The sequence below is a fragment of the Lysinibacillus sp. RC46 genome, from assembly GCF_041262385.1.
In the GTDB taxonomy this organism is placed as follows: domain Bacteria; phylum Bacillota; class Bacilli; order Bacillales_A; family Planococcaceae; genus Lysinibacillus.
This window is the reverse complement of the sequence record NZ_JBGCCF010000029.1, coordinates 16008-33196: the sequence shown is the minus strand read 5'-3', so window position 1 is coordinate 33196 and position 17189 is coordinate 16008. Positions and strand designations below refer to the sequence as shown.

Below are 17189 nucleotides of genomic sequence, written 5' to 3'. Positions count from 1 at the left end.
CCTACTTCTTTCGATTTAACCATAATTGATAAACTGCCATTTTGCGCCCAAACGGTAGTAAGTACCACTCTTTTTCGACTAGTACTCGTAACTTAGCAATTATTGTGATCATTACAAACGCTCCTAAACACACGGCTGAAAAACCTGCTACCACTGCGACAAATCGAGGTGATAAAAATTGGTTTAACAACGATGGTATAAACTGTAGCCAAACTAGCACTACAGCTGCCATGCTGAGTGATGCAATTCCAAGTTTTTTGTAAAAATTGGCTGGCGCTAATTGAATGGCAGTCATTCTTTTTAAATAAAAAATAAGCATTAGGGCAGTAAACAAAAGACCTACATTATTAGCAATAGCCGCACCTAATACACCGAATAAATTAATTGTTAGCACATTCAATATTATTTTTAAAATAAAACCTATAATCAAAAATAAAGCCGGCTTTTTTAATTTTCCATAGCCTTGCAAAATAGCTGTAAATGTCAAAATAATCGACAATGGAACAATTTGTAATACATATACCATAAGTACTTCCGACAGTGCATCTGTTTTAAAGAGCATTACATTAATATAAGGCATAACGAGTATTAAACCTAGAGATGCCGCCCATCCAAATAATACAGACGCTTTATACGTTAGTTGAATAAACGGAATGGCACTACGGCCTTCCTGTCTTTTGGACATATGCGCGACAAGAGGCACAATAGCAAGTGAAAGTGAAGAAGCAATAACAACTCCGAGCTGTACCAATGGCTGCCCACGATCATAAACGCCTTTTGTTGCCTTAGCTACCGTCTGATCCATTCCACCATCTATTAATAGCGAATAAATTGTAAAGGAATCAACTAACTGATAGCCAAGCAACAATAGACCACTCATGCTCACACTTAAACTCAGCAATGTTACCTCTTTAATAATGGGAAAACTATCGATACGCCGCTGTTGTTTCTTATCATTAAATAAACCAAAACGTTTTTTAAAGATCAGCGCAAGTAATACAAAGCCTACAATTTCACCAATAACTGTACCTATAATGGCCATTTGTCCAGCACTATAAAGTGATTCTGTCGTCTTCATAATGATAAATGTTCCTGCTATAATGACAGATACTCTCACAGCTTGTTCAAGGACTTGTGCATAAGCAATCGGCTCCATAATGCCTCTTGATTGGAAGCCGCCCTTAAAAATAGCATGAGCTGGCATAACAAGTACTATAAATGAACCCGTCCGTATTAAAGGCGCAAGCTGAGTATCGCCCATAAGCTGCGCAATTATTTCAGCACCACTAAATAAAGCAACAAAAAACAATAACGATAGTACGGTTAAATAACGAAAAACAATACGCATAATACCGCTTCGTTGATGATCTCTCTCTAGCGGGTCTAAAATACAATCATTATCTGCAAGCATTTTAGAAATAGCTACTGCAAATCCACTAGCTGTCCATACGACAAAAATAGATATAACTGGATACACTTGCTGATAAATATAAAATCCTTCATCACCAACAAGATTTTGAAAAGGCACACGATAAATTGCACTAAGAACCTTCACAATAAGAGCAGCAATTGTAAGTAAGGCTGCGCCCTTCATGTAGCTTTTCATGCCAAAACGTTCCGACATAAATTGCCCTCTTTCCTTCTTTAACAATGCCAATAGTATAGCACATCTCCAAAGTATGACGCGCTCGATAGCACTACCATAAAACTATGTACGAAAAAAAGTTATTGTTCAGCCTAAAAAGGTCAGCGCAATAACTTTCAATTCTTATCAACTATTCATTTGTTTAGCTAGGAAGTTAGCAGCTGTTTCAGCAACTTTCACTTCAACTTCACCGATAAAGTGTACTTTAGACAAAACGATAATACAGCCGATCGGATCACCGTTTACCATAATAGGCGTTGCACAATAAGACTTTACTTGCTCATATTGTCCAGGAACAATCTCGATTGTTGTTTCCATTTTTTCTATTTTTGTTGAACGTTCGTCCATAAAACTTTCCGCAAAGGATGTAATACGACGATTAATATACTCTTTCTTACCGATCCCTGAGACAGCAATTACTTCATCTCGGTCGGTTACAAACGCTGGAGTACCTAACGTTTCATATAATGTTTCCACATATTCTCTTGCAAATTCCCCTAAATCATTAATTGGAGAATATTTCTTTAAAATGACTTCACCTTCACGGTCTGTATAAATTTCTAGTGGGTCTCCCTCACGAATACGTAACGTTCTACGAATTTCTTTTGGAATAACCACACGCCCTAAATCATCAATACGACGAACAATCCCTGTTGCCTTCATTCTTAATCCTCGCTTTCGCTACAATGAAATTTTTTCAATTTTAGTATGGTTTTTTATGAAGCAATCTATGCAAAAACTGAAGAAATAGGATTTCACACCCAACAATATTTTCAAAAAGGCCTTAAAAACCTAAGCAAATACCATGTAGAATTTTTCAACTTCAATCAACTTATCTTAGATTAACCACAAAAACAAATTTTTATAAATTAATTTATAAAATATTTTTAACAAGAAATAATAATAATTCAACCTTTGCCATTACGTCAATAAGTCAAAAGGATGTTTATCACAAAAGAACCATAACAAAAAGTGATACTTTTACCCTTATTTTCCCTACTATCTAGCTCATGAGTCTCAATTTGTGATATTGATCTCTAAGGAGCCACACAGTCTACAGTCCAATTAATAAATGAAGATAAAGCGCCACAACATTCACAGAGATTTCCTTGTAATTTTTTGTTTTTAACAATAAAAAGCTGATCATTATCCCTAGAGATAAGATCAGCTTTTCTTCTATTGTTGTTTTTTTGCGTCAGCAATAATATGCATCATTTCTTCTAAAATATCAAAGGGTTGATATTTCCCACACTTACGTTCATCAATCGTTAGTTTCAATTGCATACCATCCATACCAAACCCTACAGCACGTTCAAATTTCATAGATTCTTCCACAATTTTACCGCCATCAACTTGCCCAGTACCTTCTTCAGACAACAATATTGTGATAATTTTTTGCTTTTCTTTTACAGACAATACACCTGTACCCAAGCCCCATACCTTCATACGCGCAATTCGCAATAAACGCTCTGTTTCAATCGGAAGATCACCAAAACGATCCTGTAATTCCTCTATGATTTCGCTGTACTCCTCCACTTGACCCATTGCTTTTATACGTTTATACATTTGAATTTTTTGATAGCCATCAGGAATGTATGCATCTGGGATATACGCATCCACACTCAATAAAATTTCAATGTCAGGCTTCTCTTCTTTTTTCACACCTGTTTGGCGCTCAGCAATCGCTTCTTCCAGCATTTGTGAATACAAGTCAAAACCGACAGAATCAATAAAGCCATGCTGCTGCGCTCCAAGTAAATTTCCTGCACCACGAATAGATAAGTCACGCATAGCAATTTTAAATCCTGAACCTAACTCTGTAAATTCTTTAATCGCCTGTAATCTTTGCTCAGCTACATCCGTAAGGACTTTGTCACGTTGATACATAAAGTAAGCATACGCCACCCTATTAGAACGTCCAACACGCCCACGCAATTGATAAAGCTGCGCTAAGCCCATTCGATCAGCATCATGAACAATCAATGTGTTAACGTTTGGTATATCCACGCCTGTCTCAATAATGGTTGTCGTTACAAGCACATCATAGTCACCTTCTAAAAAGGCTAATATAACAGATTCTAATTCTGATTCCGTCATTTTGCCATGTGCATGCCCAATACGCGCTTCTGGGACAAGCATTTGAATTTCATCAACCTTACGAGCCATATCTTCTACACGATTGTATAAGTAGAATACTTGCCCACCACGCGCCATTTCTCTCTCAATAGCTTCCCCCACTAATGCACCGCTATGCTCCATTACATAAGTTTGCACAGGGAAACGGTTTGCTGGTGGCGTTTCAATTACCGATAGATCACGAACACCTACCATCGACATATGAAGTGTTCTTGGGATCGGAGTTGCCGTTAGCGTTAATACATCAACATTCGTCTTTAGTTGTTTAATTTTTTCCTTATGCGTTACACCAAAACGTTGCTCCTCATCAACAATCAGTAGTCCAAGGTCTTGGAATAATAAATCTTTAGATAAAATTCGATGCGTTCCAACGACAATATCAACTTGCCCTTCTTTTAAGCCCTTTAACGTCGCTGTTTGCTCTTTTTTCGAACGGAAACGAGACAAGAGACCTACATTCATAGCAAAGTCTTGGAATCTCTCACGAATCGTTTCGTAATGCTGCTGCGCTAAAATCGTTGTCGGCACAAGGAAAGCTACCTGCTTGCCATCTTGAATTGCTTTAAATGCCGCACGAATCGCTACCTCTGTTTTGCCGTACCCTACGTCTCCACATACAAGACGATCCATCGGACGCTCACGCTCCATATCACGTTTTACTTCGATAATTGAACGTAGCTGATCCTCCGTTTCTTCATAAGGGAAAGAAGCCTCAAAATTGCGCTGATCGTCATTGTCAATCGCGAATGCATGGCCTTTCTCTGCTTCACGTTTCGCATACAGCTTAATTAAATCATCAGCAATATCTTGCACAGCAGAGGATACCTTGGCTTTAGCTTTTTTCCACTCTGCTCCACCTAATTTATGTAGCTTCGGTTCTCGGTCTTCAGATGCTACATATTTTTGGATTAAATCTATTTGCTCTACGGGAACATATAACTTATCATCTGCGCGGTATCGAATGTGTAAGTAATCCTTATGTGTTCCATTTACCTCTAATGTTTCTAAGCCTATATATTTCCCAATACCGTGATGTACATGGACAACATAGTCGCCTGGTTTAATTTCTGTATAGCTTTTAATACGTTCTGCGTTCGTCATTTTTTGAGGACGTGCTTTTTTCTTCACCTGTTGTTTAAATAACTCATCCTCTGTGACAATCACCACACGTTGTAGTGGTAATTCAAAGCCACTAGATAGTGAGCCATCCACAATATAAATACCCGCTTCTGTCGGCTTACCAATTGTCGTATGAATATCATATTCTCCAAGCATTTGCTGTACACGTTTAACACGATCTTTATCTCTTGCAACAATTAATACTGTAAATTTACCAAGCAACCAGCGTTCAATCTCACTTTGTAATAATGACATTTGGCCATGAAATTGTTGCATTGGTTTGCAAGAAAAGTTCGTCGTCTTATTAAAAGATACACCTGCAAATGTTCGTGAAAATAATGAGAAGTATAGCTTTTGTTGAGACAGCATTGCTAGGATTTCTTTCAAAGAGAATGCTGGCTTTACATCATGCACCATTTTCCCTTCTTCAATTAATGATAAAAACCACTCATCCTCTTCGCGCTCCCAGGCATCCATAACCTCCTGAATACGTCCGAGCTCATCAAACAGCACAATGCCATCATGTACAAAATAATCTCCTAAATATGATGTTTTCTCATACAATAACGAACCATATTTATTTACATAGTCCGGTAAATTCCCTTGCTGTAACAATTCAATATCATATTGAATATGCTGATACAGTAATTCCTTCGTCTCCTGCTTTTTGACTTTCTTTAAACTTGTCGCTAATGCCGCTTCTAAACGGCCTGCCAATGCCATTCTTTCTTCCTTTGTCAAAATAACTTCTGATGCTGGTAGAATACGAACCTTCTGCAATTTATCAATGGAACGTTGGTCGTCCGCAGAAAATGTTCGAATCGAGTCAACTTCCGTATCAAATAATTCTATACGAATCGGCGCCTCTAAATATGGTGGATAAATATCTAATATCCCTCCACGTAGCGCAAACTCTCCAGGTGTTGTCACCATTGAATTACGCACGTAACCCATCTCTACTAACGTTTGGAGCCATTCATCAATCTGAATATCTTCGCCTACTGCAATCTGTAAAAAATACTGTTGCCAATGCTCTTTAGGCTGCATCATTTTGCGTAAGCCCGCAACTGGTATCACATAAACAGCTTTTTCACCTCTAGCTAGGCAATCAAGTGTTGCGATACGCTCAGCACGTAACTCTGGAGAGGCAACAGACAAATCTGCAGCAATAAACTCATCGGCAGGATAATAATGAACATGCTCCTCACCTAAAAGTCCCGCCAGCTCGTCAACCATTTTTTGTGCCTGCAATAGATTAGGAGATACAATATAAATAGGTTTTTTTACATATTCAAATAACGCATCGACCATTACCGGGCGCGCGCTTCCTGTTAATCCTGTTATAAGCTGTGTTGCAGATTGACCGCTCTGAATCTCCTGTAAAAATGATGTGATATGTTTGTCCTGCATCACAAGCTGTCGTAAAACTTCCAATGTCAAAAGCTCCTCTCAGCGCATAATTCTATTCGCCATTACTAGTAATCTAGTACTATAATACGCATCTTTTTTGTATATTTTATCAATGGAAAAAGCTTTGAACGCACGTGATGTGCGCCAAAGCATCCTTCCAATCATTGAATCCATTTATTGAGTGCGTGATAATCTGGATATTGTTTCAGCGAATCCTCACATTGCTCACAAATGCAGTGCACCGTCGTGTGACCATGCTGATCTTTCTCAACATAATCATCCGCTTCACCCATTTCGAAAATATGTAGTTTTCGAATTGTATCATCTGCATCAAATGGTAGTGTTCCTATTTCTACTTCACAATGACGACATCGATAGCGAACTGACATCTCCAAATCATCCTCCTTTAAGCAACTTACTACTTAAAGTATAGACATTTCTAAAACAGTTTATGCACTTCCAATTTTGCTTTAGCGCCTTTTAGAATATAGAAACGTGGGGTTGATTTTCGTACCAACCAGTCGCTTTCCTGGGGGCGTCCGATGAGCCGCTTAGGTTAAAACAGCTGTAATATCCACACTACGCTTTAACCTATTATTACCCGTTAAAGCGATTCATCACATCAAGAAATGGCTTTGAAAGAGATTCTTCTACAGCATTTACACTTTTTTCAATAGCTTCACTAACAATAGCTTGATCTTCTTTTGAAAATTTTGACAACACATAATCTGCTACCTTCATACCAGCAGGCGGGCGATTAACCCCAACACGTATGCGATTAAATTCTTGTGTACCTAGATGCTGAATTAATGATTTAATACCATTATGTCCACCCGCACTTCCTTTTTGACGCAGGCGTAATTTCCCTGTTTCTAAATCTAAATCGTCATAAATAACAATTAAGTCTTCCACATCAATATCAAAATAGTTCATAAGGGGCCCAACACATTCCCCCGATAAATTCATATATGTTAAAGGTTTAACAAGTAGAACCTTTCCTTCAGGACGATGTACCGTTGCATACATACCATTAAACTTTGAATTAGTTAAAGGTGTACCCCATTTTTCAGCTAATGCATCAATAACATCGAAGCCAATATTATGTCTTGTATGCTCATAAGGCTTGCCTGGATTCCCTAAACCAACGATAATTTTCATAAGTACCCCTCTTCTTTCAAATCTAATAGTCATTATTTTACCATATCATGCACTAAGAAAGCAGTTTGTACAGTTTTTGAAAGTAAAAGTTCAATAATGGCTTGATATTATTTAAAATCCTCACTTCAACCATACATATCGTGAAATGGTTTTAAAACAACACATGTATTAATTTAAAATATAAAAGGCTACTGAAGAAGTTTAACTTCCTCAGTAGCCTTTCCTTAACAAATATTTTTACTCTTGTACCTGCTCACTATCTACTGTCGATTCCTCAACGACTGCCGGGACCATAATTGATACCAATGTATGACCATTTTCACTGATAATATCAAAATCAATCGTATCTCGAATATCTGCTACCGTAATTGTTTCACCAATTTTAAGTTCAGTAATGTCAACTTCAATAGCTTCTGGTATATCTGCTGGTTTTACGTTAATTTTCACATCTAGGTTGGGCTGCATTAATATGCCACCCACACTAACTCCAACTGACTCTCCAACAAGTCTAATAGGCACTTCAGCTTCTATTGCTTCGGACATATCAATTGCTAAAAAGTCGATATGATTTACTTCATCTTTCATTGAGCATTGTTGGATTTCTGATACAACAACATTCACCTTTTTACCATCTAACTCCATTGAAAAAACACCGTTTTGCCCATTCTTTTGAATGGATTTTCTGAATTCATTCGCTGAAATAGAAATTGGGGTCGAATCTAATTTATAGCCGTAAATAACTGCAGGAATGGCTCCCCCTTTTCTAAGTTGGGTTAATGTCGAACGATGCCCAGCTTCGCGCTTTTTAACACTTAATACTGTACTCATACTATACTTCCCCTTCCAAGAAAAATTTATTTACGCCTTATTATAAATGTCACTACTTTCAATGACATTTGTTAAGGCTATAATAATATTTACTACAATTTTAGCTTATCACCATAACGTGGGGTTGATTTCCGTTCCAGCTGGGCGCTTTGTTGCTGACGCTTCGCTTTCGCACAGATAAAAACATTTGTTGCTGACGCTTCGCTTTCGCGCAGAGCAGAGCTTCCTGGGGGCGTCCGATGAGCCGCTTGGGCCAACAGATGTTTTTTGTGCGAAAGCGTAGTGCAACGAAGCGACAGCAACAGCACCGATGTTGGTCACGAAGGCGTTATCACAGGACGTGATGGTTTTAGCCTTCGTTCCTCTATTGCTATTCCCCAAGGAGTCGCCCAGCCTCCACTCCAATCAACTTATTCATAACTTATGTTTTAACAAAATATATCCCACCTTAGGCGGTAAACTATTTTTTATAAAGTAGTGTAAATATTATTAAGTCACAATTACCATATACCCTTTTACAAGAAAATTCAAACAAAAGAAACCTAGAAAAAGGACAAATCTACTTACAAACGTAGATTTGTCCTTAATAAGCCACATATTGGGATCTGTTTATTTATATTAATCAAATAGAGTACTTACAGATTTATTTTCATAGACACGAGAGATTGCATCTGCCATCAATTTAGCTACTGAAAGCTCTGTAATTTTTGGAGATTTTTTCTCTTCAGGAAGTTGGATTGTATTTGTTACAACTAATTCTTTAATCGAAGAGTTTTCGATACGCTCGATTGCTGGGCCTGATAATACCGGGTGAGAACAACAAGCATAAACTTCTTTCGCACCAGCTGCACGTAATGCATCCGCGCCGATTGTAATCGTACCAGCAGTATCAATAATATCATCAATCAAGATTGCCACTTTACCATCAACATTACCAACAATGTTCATTACTTCTGCAACGTTTGGTTTTGGACGGCGTTTGTCAATAATTGCAATAGGTGCTTTTAAACGTTCTGCCATTTTACGAGCACGTGTTACACCACCATGGTCTGGGGAAACAACAACGATTTCTTCTTCTGGGATACCTTTTGATTTGAAGTGATCAGATAATAAAGGCACTGCCATCAGGTGATCGATTAAAATATCGAAGAAACCTTGGATTTGTGGTGCATGTAAATCTAAAACGATAACACGTGTTGCACCAGCTGTTTCAAGTAAGTTTGCTACTAATTTAGCTGTAATTGGCTCACGTGCTTTTGCTTTACGGTCCTGACGAGCATATCCATAATAAGGCATTACAACGTTTACTGTACGAGCAGATGCGCGTTTGACAGCATCTACCATAATTAAAAGCTCCATTAAATGTTCGTTTACAGGCGCAGAAGTAGACTGCACGATAAACACATCACAACCACGAATACTTTCTTCAATGCTAATTTGAACCTCTCCATCGCTGAAGTGTTTAACAGAAGATTTACCTAATTCAACACCCATTTCTTGCGCAATTTCTTGAGCGAGCGGATTGTTAGAGTTAAGTGAAAATATTTTTAATTGTGAGTTTGCATAATGATACGGCATGATGGCCTCCTGTTTAGTTGATAATTATTTTGAATTTAATTTGCTTACATAATTCGGTTTGTTTTCTTGTCTTGCACGAGCAATTGCTAGCGCATCCTCAGGAACTTCTTTTGTAATTGTAGATCCTGCTGCAATAAATGAACCTTTTCCAACTTTCACTGGCGCTACTAAGTTAGTATTACATCCTACAAATACATCATCTTCAATAATTGTTTGGAACTTGTTTTTCCCATCATAGTTTACTGTAATGGAACCACAGCCAATATTGACATTGCTTCCTATTTCAGCATCGCCAATATAGCTTAAGTGGGATACTTTCGTGTCATTACCTAGTTTACTTTTCTTCACTTCTACAAAGTTACCAATTTTCACATGGCTACCTATATCAGAAAGTGGTCGAATATTTGCAAACGGTCCTATAGCTGTGTCTTCTGCTACAGCGCTTTCACGTACAACAGAAGAATGTACAGTTGTTCGGTCACCGATACGGCTATCAATGATTTGTGTGTTTGGCCCAATTATACAATCTTCACCAATAACAGTTGTACCTTCAATCATAGAACCTGGTTGGATGACAGTATCACGACCAATCATTGCCTCAGCGCTGATGTATGTTGCTTCTGAATTAATAATTGTGACACCGTTACGCATATGCTTTTCATTAATTCTTGTACGCATTAGCGCCTCTGCTTGAGACAGAGCAACACGATCATTGACACCAAGTGTTTCTTCAAAATCTTCCGTTACAAATGCTTCAACGACATCGCCTTGTTTTTGTAAAATTTCAATCACATCAGGTAAATAATACTCACCCTGAGCATTGTCATTTTTCACAAGCTTCAATGTCTCAAATAACGCTTTATTATCGAAGCAATATGTGCCCGTATTAATCTCTTTCACTAATTGCTGCTCTGCTGAAGCATCCTTTTGCTCAACAATTTGCTCCACTTGTCCATTGTCGCCACGTAAAATACGACCATAGCCTGTTGGATTTTCAGCAATAGCTGTTAAAATCGTTGCTTTAGCATTCTTTGCTTGATGATGCTCGAATAATGCTTGCATCGTTTCAGGGCGAATAAGTGGTGTATCGCCACAAACAACTAATGTTGTCCCTTCTTCGCTACCTAAAATTGCCTCCGCCTGTTGTACAGCATGAGCTGTCCCTAACTGTTCAGCCTGTAAAACATACTCGCTTTTATCGCCAAGCTGTTGTTTCACCTTTTCTGCACCATGTCCTACAACCGTTACAATGCGATTCACATCTAACGTTTGAATGTGATCCACCACATGTTGTACCATTGGCTTCCCACATACTGGATGGAGCACTTTATATAATTTGGACTTCATACGTGTACCTTGACCTGCAGCCAAAATGACAGCAAAAATGTTGCTCATCTGTAAGTCCTCCAATACGCTCATTTTCTCTTATGACTATATAGCAAAATCCATCTATTTTCAAGGCATGTTGACTTGACAAAAAGATGAATTTCCAAATCATATGCACCTTATGCTCGAATGTTAATATGTATGTCCTAAAACTACTCATTTTCTCTTATTCTCAAAATAAAAAGAACTCTCCAAATTATGAAGAGCTCTCTTTAACTATACGCCAATTCCTTCTAATTCTTCTGCTGCTTCTACTTCGCTTGAATTATGGTACTCGTTTAAAATAATCTCCTGAATTTTATTACGAGTAGTAGAATTGATAGGATGCGCAATATCTCTAAATTCACCATCTGGCGTTCGTTTACTTGGCATAGCAACGAACAAACCTGTATTGCCATCAATCACACGAATATCATGAACTACGAACTCATTGTCGAGTGTAATGGAAGCAATCGCACGCATGCGACCATCCGTCTGTACACGACGTAATCTTACATCAGTAACTTCCATTTTCTCACCACCTCTCTTCTTAGATGCCTAAATGAAAATATAATATTCTTTATTACCGAATATTTTCCTTTTTCTAGTCTATCAAATTTTCTAAAAAATTTGAATACTTATTAGTATAATATTTCCTTTTTTATACGTAAATTTTGTCAATTGTTTGTCAGTCGCCCTCTATGGGTGTTACTTTTCAGTTTGGTAATACTTTTAGGAGTTTTATCAGCGATTTGCTCCTTATCGGCGATTGTTGGGGTTTTATCAGCGGTTATTTTATTTTTATCAGCGATTATTGGAACTCTATTAGCGGTTTTTCCATTTTTATCAGCGATTATTGGAATTCTATCATCGATTTCACTACTTTATCAGCGATACTACTTGTAGTTTAGAATATTCACTTCCCCTTGGCGTATTGTCGCTGTCGCTTTGCTTTCGCGCAGAAAACATTTGTCGCTGTCGCTTTGCTTTCGCGCAGAAAACATTGCTATAAAAAAAAGCCCACTAAAAGATTCTCTTCTAGTGAGCTTAAAAAATTCCTTATTTAACGATGGCAATAACTTCGATTTCTACTCTCACATCTTTTGGTAGACGTGCAACCTCTACGGCTGAACGAGCTGGTTTATGATCACCAAAGTGGCTAGCATATACTTCATTCATTGCAACAAAGTCGTTCATATCCTTCATAAAAACGGTTGTTTTAATAACATTGTCCAAAGATGATCCAGCAGCAGCTAGAACTGCTTTTAAATTTGCAAATACTTGATTTGTTTGAACAGTGATATCACCTTCCACTAATTCGCCTGTTGCTGTTAGTGGGATCTGACCTGAGCTATAAAACATGCCATTTACAATAATCCCTTGTGAATATGGTCCAATTGCTGCTGGTGCATTTGTTGTTGCTACTACTTTCATTTGTCATTTCCCCTTTTAGAAAAATAGTTACCTTCACTTAGTGCAATTGTACGGTCTTTTTCATTGACCTCATGAAGCTTTACTAGTGAATAATAATCATCTACTAAAGTTTCGTCTGCATGCTCAGCCTCTACAAGCACTGCAATACCAGCTAGCTGACAGTCAAATTCCTCTAATAGATTTTTCATGCCGTTCATTGTACCACCGACCTTCATAAAGTCGTCAGTAATAAGCACTCGTTGCCCACTCTTCATGCTTCTTTTTGATAATACCATTGTCTGAATTCTTCTGGAAGAACCAGATACATAGTTGATGCTGACTGTAGAGCCTTCAGTTACCTTACTATCTCTTCTGACAACAACAACTGGTACATTTAAATGTCTTGCAATTGCGTGGGCAATAGAGATCCCCTTTGTTGCGACAGTCATTATGACATCAATTTGTTGATCAGCAAATGCGGATGCAAATACCTTTCCCACTCGATTAATTAAATCTGGATTGCCGAGTAAGTCCGTCATAAATAAATAACCGCCCGGTAACAAACGATCTGAATGCTCAAGCTCCGCCTTTAAATCATGAATAACTAAACGGACCTCAACCTCGGACATTTTAGGAATATACTTAACTCCTCCTGCAGCGCCCGGTACTGTCATCAATAACCCGATTCCTTTTTCTTCGAAAGTTTCTTTTACAATCGTCAAATCTTCACTAATAGAAGACTTTGCAGATTGATATAGTTCAGAAAAATAAGTTAGCGGGATCAGCTGATGTGGATGTTCTAGTAAATAGTACGTCATATCAACTAGTCGTTCACTACGCTTCCATTTCATGCGACCCTCTCCTAAACACGAATATTTATAGGTAAAATTAACATAAATTTGCGGTTTTAAGCAAGCGAATTTCGCTCACCTAAAATCCGAACAGCATATACTTCTTCGCAAAAACCACGTAAACCATTATAAATTCGGCTCACTCGAGCTTCACTATCCACTAAACCAAACACCGTCGGACCGCTTCCACTCATTAATGTTGCATCTGCTCCAAAGCGCTTCATTTGTTCCTTTAACATTACTACTTCTGGATGTAGCTTAAAAGTTACAGTTTCCAAAACATTCCCTAATGATGCACATAGTAGCTCATAATCTTCCGTTTCAATAGCATGAATCATTTGCTTCGTATTTGGATGTTCTAACCCTTCAACCTTTAATCCTCCATATACCTCTGCAGTAGAGACACCTATTTTAGGCTTAGCTAAGACTACCCAACAGTTTGGTGGTGCAGGCAATTCCTGAATTTTTTCTCCGCGCCCCGTTGCTAATGCTGTGCCACCATAGACACAAAATGAAACATCCGAACCAATTTTCGCACCTAATTCAGCTAACTCATCTATAGATAACCCTAAATTCCACAACTCATTTAAACCCTTTAGTGTAGCAGCCGCATCGCTACTGCCACCTGCTAACCCTGCTGCGATTGGTATTTCCTTTTCTATAGTAATGGATACACCTTGTCCAATGCCGTATGTATCTTTAACTAGACGCGCTGCCTGATAAGCAAAATTTCGGTGATCATTTGGCACGAAATTATCAGTAGAAATTATTTCAATTACGCCATCTTCTCGAGATTCTAGGCAGATACGGTCAGCTAAATCCACAGTTGTCATGACCATCTCTACCTCATGAAAATTATCTGGTCTTTTATAAAGCACATCTAATGTTAAATTTATTTTTGCAGGCGCCTTTACATAAAGCATCTTTCTTCCTCCTTATAGCTACACTTATCAATTACGCATTAGCGCAATTGGCTGACGCTTCGCCTCGCACAGATAAACAATGCTCCTAATTTTAAATTAAAGCTACCGATGCAGGTTAATAAGCCTTATCGCATGGAGTTAGGCTAACCTCCTAGCTTGTCCTTTAAACCGTAACATCTGACAGATCATTCAGTTTGATATTTTAATACACACTGAATAGAAATTACACTTTGTCTGTCTTTAGATGTAGGAGTCTTCTGTAACTGTTACAAAACATCAGTAGCTGGCGTTCACTTCGCTATATAAAACATTTTCTGAATGAAGATAAACCTGTCATTCATCTTTCACAAGATTATTCATTTTATTTTACCATAATGGGAATGTGAAAATGGAAAAAAAGAACCGTATACCCCTATTTGGTGTAACGGTTCTCTTTCGTCAGTCGTGTTGTTGTGTATACAGGAAGTTTTCATCCCTGTAATTGAAGTTTCAAAATAATAAGTGGTCTATTTTCACAAAGAGGCTACTTATTATGCTCTTGCTCACTACTTGCTCTTTCAGCCATTTCGATGGCACGTTTGACCATATTACCGGCGTCTCGAGCTTTTATGCCGCCCCAGCCTTCTCGTTGCACAACATCATAAAATCCAAGCTCTTTAGCGATCTCTTCCTTTAAACGAGGTGACATGATACCTTTTCTAGGCATATAAACTCCTCCTTAACAACTGACGATTTTAGTATGCCCCAGAAAACGCAAAACACTCATGCAGTTTTTATACATGAGTGTTTCAAAATATAGAAATAAGTACTAGAAACTATTTTGCGATAGCAGCTTGTGCTTCGTCTAAAAATGTAATCTCTACTGCCTCAGTTAAAATATCTGTGTAGCTATACGATACGCGCTTGCACGTATTGTCTTCTTGATCAAGCTCAACTACAAAGATAGCGCGATATGTCTCACGCAATACCCCTGCACACTCGACCGTTTTTTTGCGACCTCCGTTTGCTTTTAACTGCAAACGTTTACCCAAATGACAATCCAACGACTTTTTAATGTCCGCTAAAGTTTTTGGCATTTTCGCTTACACCTCACTAATAAATAGTATAAGCGATTCGCCCAAAAATGTCAACAAAATATATTATTTTATCAGCCTCTAATTAATGTTGTCAACTTATTTTTCATAAAAAAGACATGTTTTTTTACTTATACTCAAAAAAGTTAACAAAAATTTTTTACTTTGCAAATGTAGGGTATAGTGCATCGGCTAATTTTCCAAACTCTTGAATGGTTAGGGTCTCTCCTCGACGTGTTGGTTCAATATTTACCGCTCTTAAAGCATCCATAATTTTTTCTTTGTGTACCTTACCATTTGGTAAACCTGATTGTAAATTATTGAAGATTGTTTTTCGTCGTTGTACAAACGACGCACGAGTAACAACGAATAAAAAATCCTCATCAATTACGTTTACTGGAGGTTCATCATGCTTAATAAGACGGATCACTGCAGAATCCACGTTTGGTTGCGGCATAAAAACAGTTTTCGGTACCGTCATGGCAATATCAGCCTTTACATAATATTGAATCGCAATTGATAAAGAACCGTACTCCTTCGTTCCAGGCTTAGCTGTAATACGATCTGCAACCTCCTTTTGCATCATGACAACGAAACCGCGAATCGGCAAACGATCATTAAGTAATTTCATTAAAATTGGTGTCGTCACATAATAAGGTAAATTCGCTACAACCATAATATCTTCAATACCTGGCATCTCTTCCTGAATTACTTTAGCCACATCCGCCTTTAAAACATCTGAATGTACAATAGTTACATTATTATATGGGCTAAGTGTGTCTTCTAATACAGGTAATAATCTCTGATCAATTTCAAAAGATACAACCTTTTTTGCACTTCTTGCTAAATGCTCTGTTAATGCTCCAATGCCAGGACCAACTTCGATTGCGCCACTATTTTCAGTTAAATTTGCATGACTAACAATATTTCGTAAAATGTTCGGATCTATTAAAAAGTTTTGACCTAAGCTTTTTTTAAATGAAAATCCATATTTTCTTAAAATTTCCTGTGTTCTAATTGGTGTTGCAATATCCTTATGCATCGTTTTCCTCCTGATCTAACTGTGCGATTGCCGCACCAAATTGCTTTTCTGTAATTTGAAACATTTTCAATCTTTTATGAAGTTGTTTGCCGTTTGTTGCACCAATATTCAAAATTTCTCCAAGACGATCACGTCGAGTCTTCGCCCGTGGATGGCCAATTAAATGTGCCGTCATTAAATCTTCGAGAGTGATATCATCTGTGGTTGGCTCAATCTCATTTGGGGTATAGACATGTTGCAGTGCCTCGCGTATATCTTCATCTGCTGCATGCTCAATGCCTAGTCCTTTACCGTTTTTCGCAATTGTTTTGGCTTTCGGTAAAAAAGCGTGTTTTACACCTTTTACATGCTCCTCGATAATGGAACGAATTCGACGTCCTGGATAATCTGGATCAGTAAAAACAATAACACCTCTTTTATCCTGTGCATGTTGAATTCTCTTCAGTGTTTCCTCTGAAATAGCCGATCCATTTGTTTCTATAGTATCTGCTTGTACAGCTCGCTTAATAGCTGTTGTATCATCTTTTCCTTCAACAACAATGATTTCTTTTATTTGCAAAAAGGCTCCTCTTTTCTACCTTATCTTCAGACCATTTTACAACTGCACTGTACGATTGTACAGAAATACCCGGCTATTCATCTTTTATA

General features: G+C 37.9%; 17 protein-coding genes. 1 reads left to right on the top strand and 16 read right to left on the bottom strand.

Annotated elements, in window-relative coordinates; all coding sequences use genetic code 11:
- Window position 1: 1 nt before the first annotated feature.
- From ABH966_RS21255 to spoVG, 9 genes are all read right to left on the bottom strand, one after another.
- Window positions 2–1624 (bottom strand): putative polysaccharide biosynthesis protein, encoded by a 1623-nt coding sequence (locus ABH966_RS21255; RefSeq protein WP_370081902.1) that lies wholly within the window; start codon window positions 1622–1624, stop codon window positions 2–4.
- A 147-nt stretch (window positions 1625–1771) separates the two neighbouring features.
- The gene (spoVT, locus tag ABH966_RS21250) at window positions 1772–2308 is read right to left on the bottom strand and encodes a stage V sporulation protein T (RefSeq protein WP_142510491.1); all 537 of its coding nucleotides are present in this window, start codon (window positions 2306–2308) and stop codon (window positions 1772–1774) included.
- 513 nt (window positions 2309–2821) lie between these two features.
- Window positions 2822–6334 (bottom strand): transcription-repair coupling factor, encoded by a 3513-nt coding sequence (gene mfd, locus ABH966_RS21245; protein ID WP_370081900.1) that lies wholly within the window; start codon window positions 6332–6334, stop codon window positions 2822–2824.
- Window positions 6335–6471: 137 nt separating this feature from the next.
- Entirely contained in the window at window positions 6472–6699 is a 228-nt protein-coding gene (locus ABH966_RS21240) for an anti-sigma-F factor Fin (protein ID WP_132364328.1), read from the bottom strand.
- 208 nt (window positions 6700–6907) lie between these two features.
- On the bottom strand, window positions 6908–7468 hold the full coding sequence (gene pth / locus ABH966_RS21235) for an aminoacyl-tRNA hydrolase (protein WP_370081898.1): 561 nt from the start codon (window positions 7466–7468) through the stop codon (window positions 6908–6910).
- Window positions 7469–7705: 237 nt separating this feature from the next.
- Window positions 7706–8296 carry a 50S ribosomal protein L25/general stress protein Ctc gene (locus ABH966_RS21230; protein ID WP_370081896.1) on the bottom strand — a complete coding sequence of 197 codons (591 nt, stop codon included), beginning with the start codon at window positions 8294–8296 and terminating at the stop codon, window positions 7706–7708.
- A 618-nt stretch (window positions 8297–8914) separates the two neighbouring features.
- Window positions 8915–9874: a ribose-phosphate diphosphokinase gene (locus ABH966_RS21225; RefSeq protein ID WP_370047888.1), complete on the bottom strand. Its 960-nt coding sequence runs from the start codon at window positions 9872–9874 to the stop codon at window positions 8915–8917.
- A gap of 24 nt (window positions 9875–9898) precedes the next feature.
- Window positions 9899–11269 carry a bifunctional UDP-N-acetylglucosamine diphosphorylase/glucosamine-1-phosphate N-acetyltransferase GlmU gene (gene glmU, locus ABH966_RS21220; protein WP_370081894.1) on the bottom strand — a complete coding sequence of 457 codons (1371 nt, stop codon included), beginning with the start codon at window positions 11267–11269 and terminating at the stop codon, window positions 9899–9901.
- A gap of 207 nt (window positions 11270–11476) precedes the next feature.
- Window positions 11477–11770, bottom strand: coding sequence for a septation regulator SpoVG (gene spoVG, locus ABH966_RS21215; RefSeq protein ID WP_370081892.1), 294 nt, complete (start codon window positions 11768–11770; stop codon window positions 11477–11479).
- A 189-nt stretch (window positions 11771–11959) separates the two neighbouring features.
- On the opposite strand from spoVG, the gene ABH966_RS21210 reads away from it, so the two are divergent.
- A complete protein-coding gene (locus tag ABH966_RS21210; RefSeq protein WP_370081890.1) occupies window positions 11960–12145 on the top strand; it encodes a hypothetical protein in 186 nt (61 codons plus the stop codon).
- A 153-nt stretch (window positions 12146–12298) separates the two neighbouring features.
- Here the strand turns inward: ABH966_RS21210 and ABH966_RS21205 are convergent, their stop codons facing one another.
- The 7 genes from ABH966_RS21205 to rnmV all read right to left on the bottom strand — a co-directional run bounded on the left by ABH966_RS21205 (window position 12299) and on the right by rnmV (window position 17100).
- Window positions 12299–12673 (bottom strand): RidA family protein, encoded by a 375-nt coding sequence (locus tag ABH966_RS21205; protein WP_142510486.1) that lies wholly within the window; start codon window positions 12671–12673, stop codon window positions 12299–12301.
- Window positions 12670–13503, bottom strand: a complete 834-nt coding sequence (gene purR, locus ABH966_RS21200; protein ID WP_370081888.1) for a pur operon repressor — start codon at window positions 13501–13503, stop codon at window positions 12670–12672. Before purR ends, ABH966_RS21205 begins: the two co-directional genes overlap by 4 nt.
- A 56-nt stretch (window positions 13504–13559) precedes the next feature.
- On the bottom strand, window positions 13560–14426 hold the full coding sequence (gene ispE / locus ABH966_RS21195; RefSeq protein WP_370081886.1) for a 4-(cytidine 5'-diphospho)-2-C-methyl-D-erythritol kinase: 867 nt from the start codon (window positions 14424–14426) through the stop codon (window positions 13560–13562).
- Window positions 14427–14949: 523 nt separating this feature from the next.
- Window positions 14950–15132: a small, acid-soluble spore protein, alpha/beta type gene (locus ABH966_RS21190; RefSeq protein WP_053594103.1), complete on the bottom strand. Its 183-nt coding sequence runs from the start codon at window positions 15130–15132 to the stop codon at window positions 14950–14952.
- A gap of 109 nt (window positions 15133–15241) precedes the next feature.
- The gene (veg, locus tag ABH966_RS21185) at window positions 15242–15502 is read right to left on the bottom strand and encodes a biofilm formation stimulator Veg (RefSeq protein ID WP_370081883.1); all 261 of its coding nucleotides are present in this window, start codon (window positions 15500–15502) and stop codon (window positions 15242–15244) included.
- Window positions 15503–15659: 157 nt separating this feature from the next.
- Window positions 15660–16541 carry a 16S rRNA (adenine(1518)-N(6)/adenine(1519)-N(6))-dimethyltransferase RsmA gene (gene rsmA, locus ABH966_RS21180; RefSeq protein WP_370081881.1) on the bottom strand — a complete coding sequence of 294 codons (882 nt, stop codon included), beginning with the start codon at window positions 16539–16541 and terminating at the stop codon, window positions 15660–15662.
- Window positions 16534–17100, bottom strand: a complete 567-nt coding sequence (gene rnmV / locus ABH966_RS21175; RefSeq protein WP_370081879.1) for a ribonuclease M5 — start codon at window positions 17098–17100, stop codon at window positions 16534–16536. Before rnmV ends, rsmA begins: the two co-directional genes overlap by 8 nt.
- Window positions 17101–17189 lie beyond the last annotated feature (89 nt).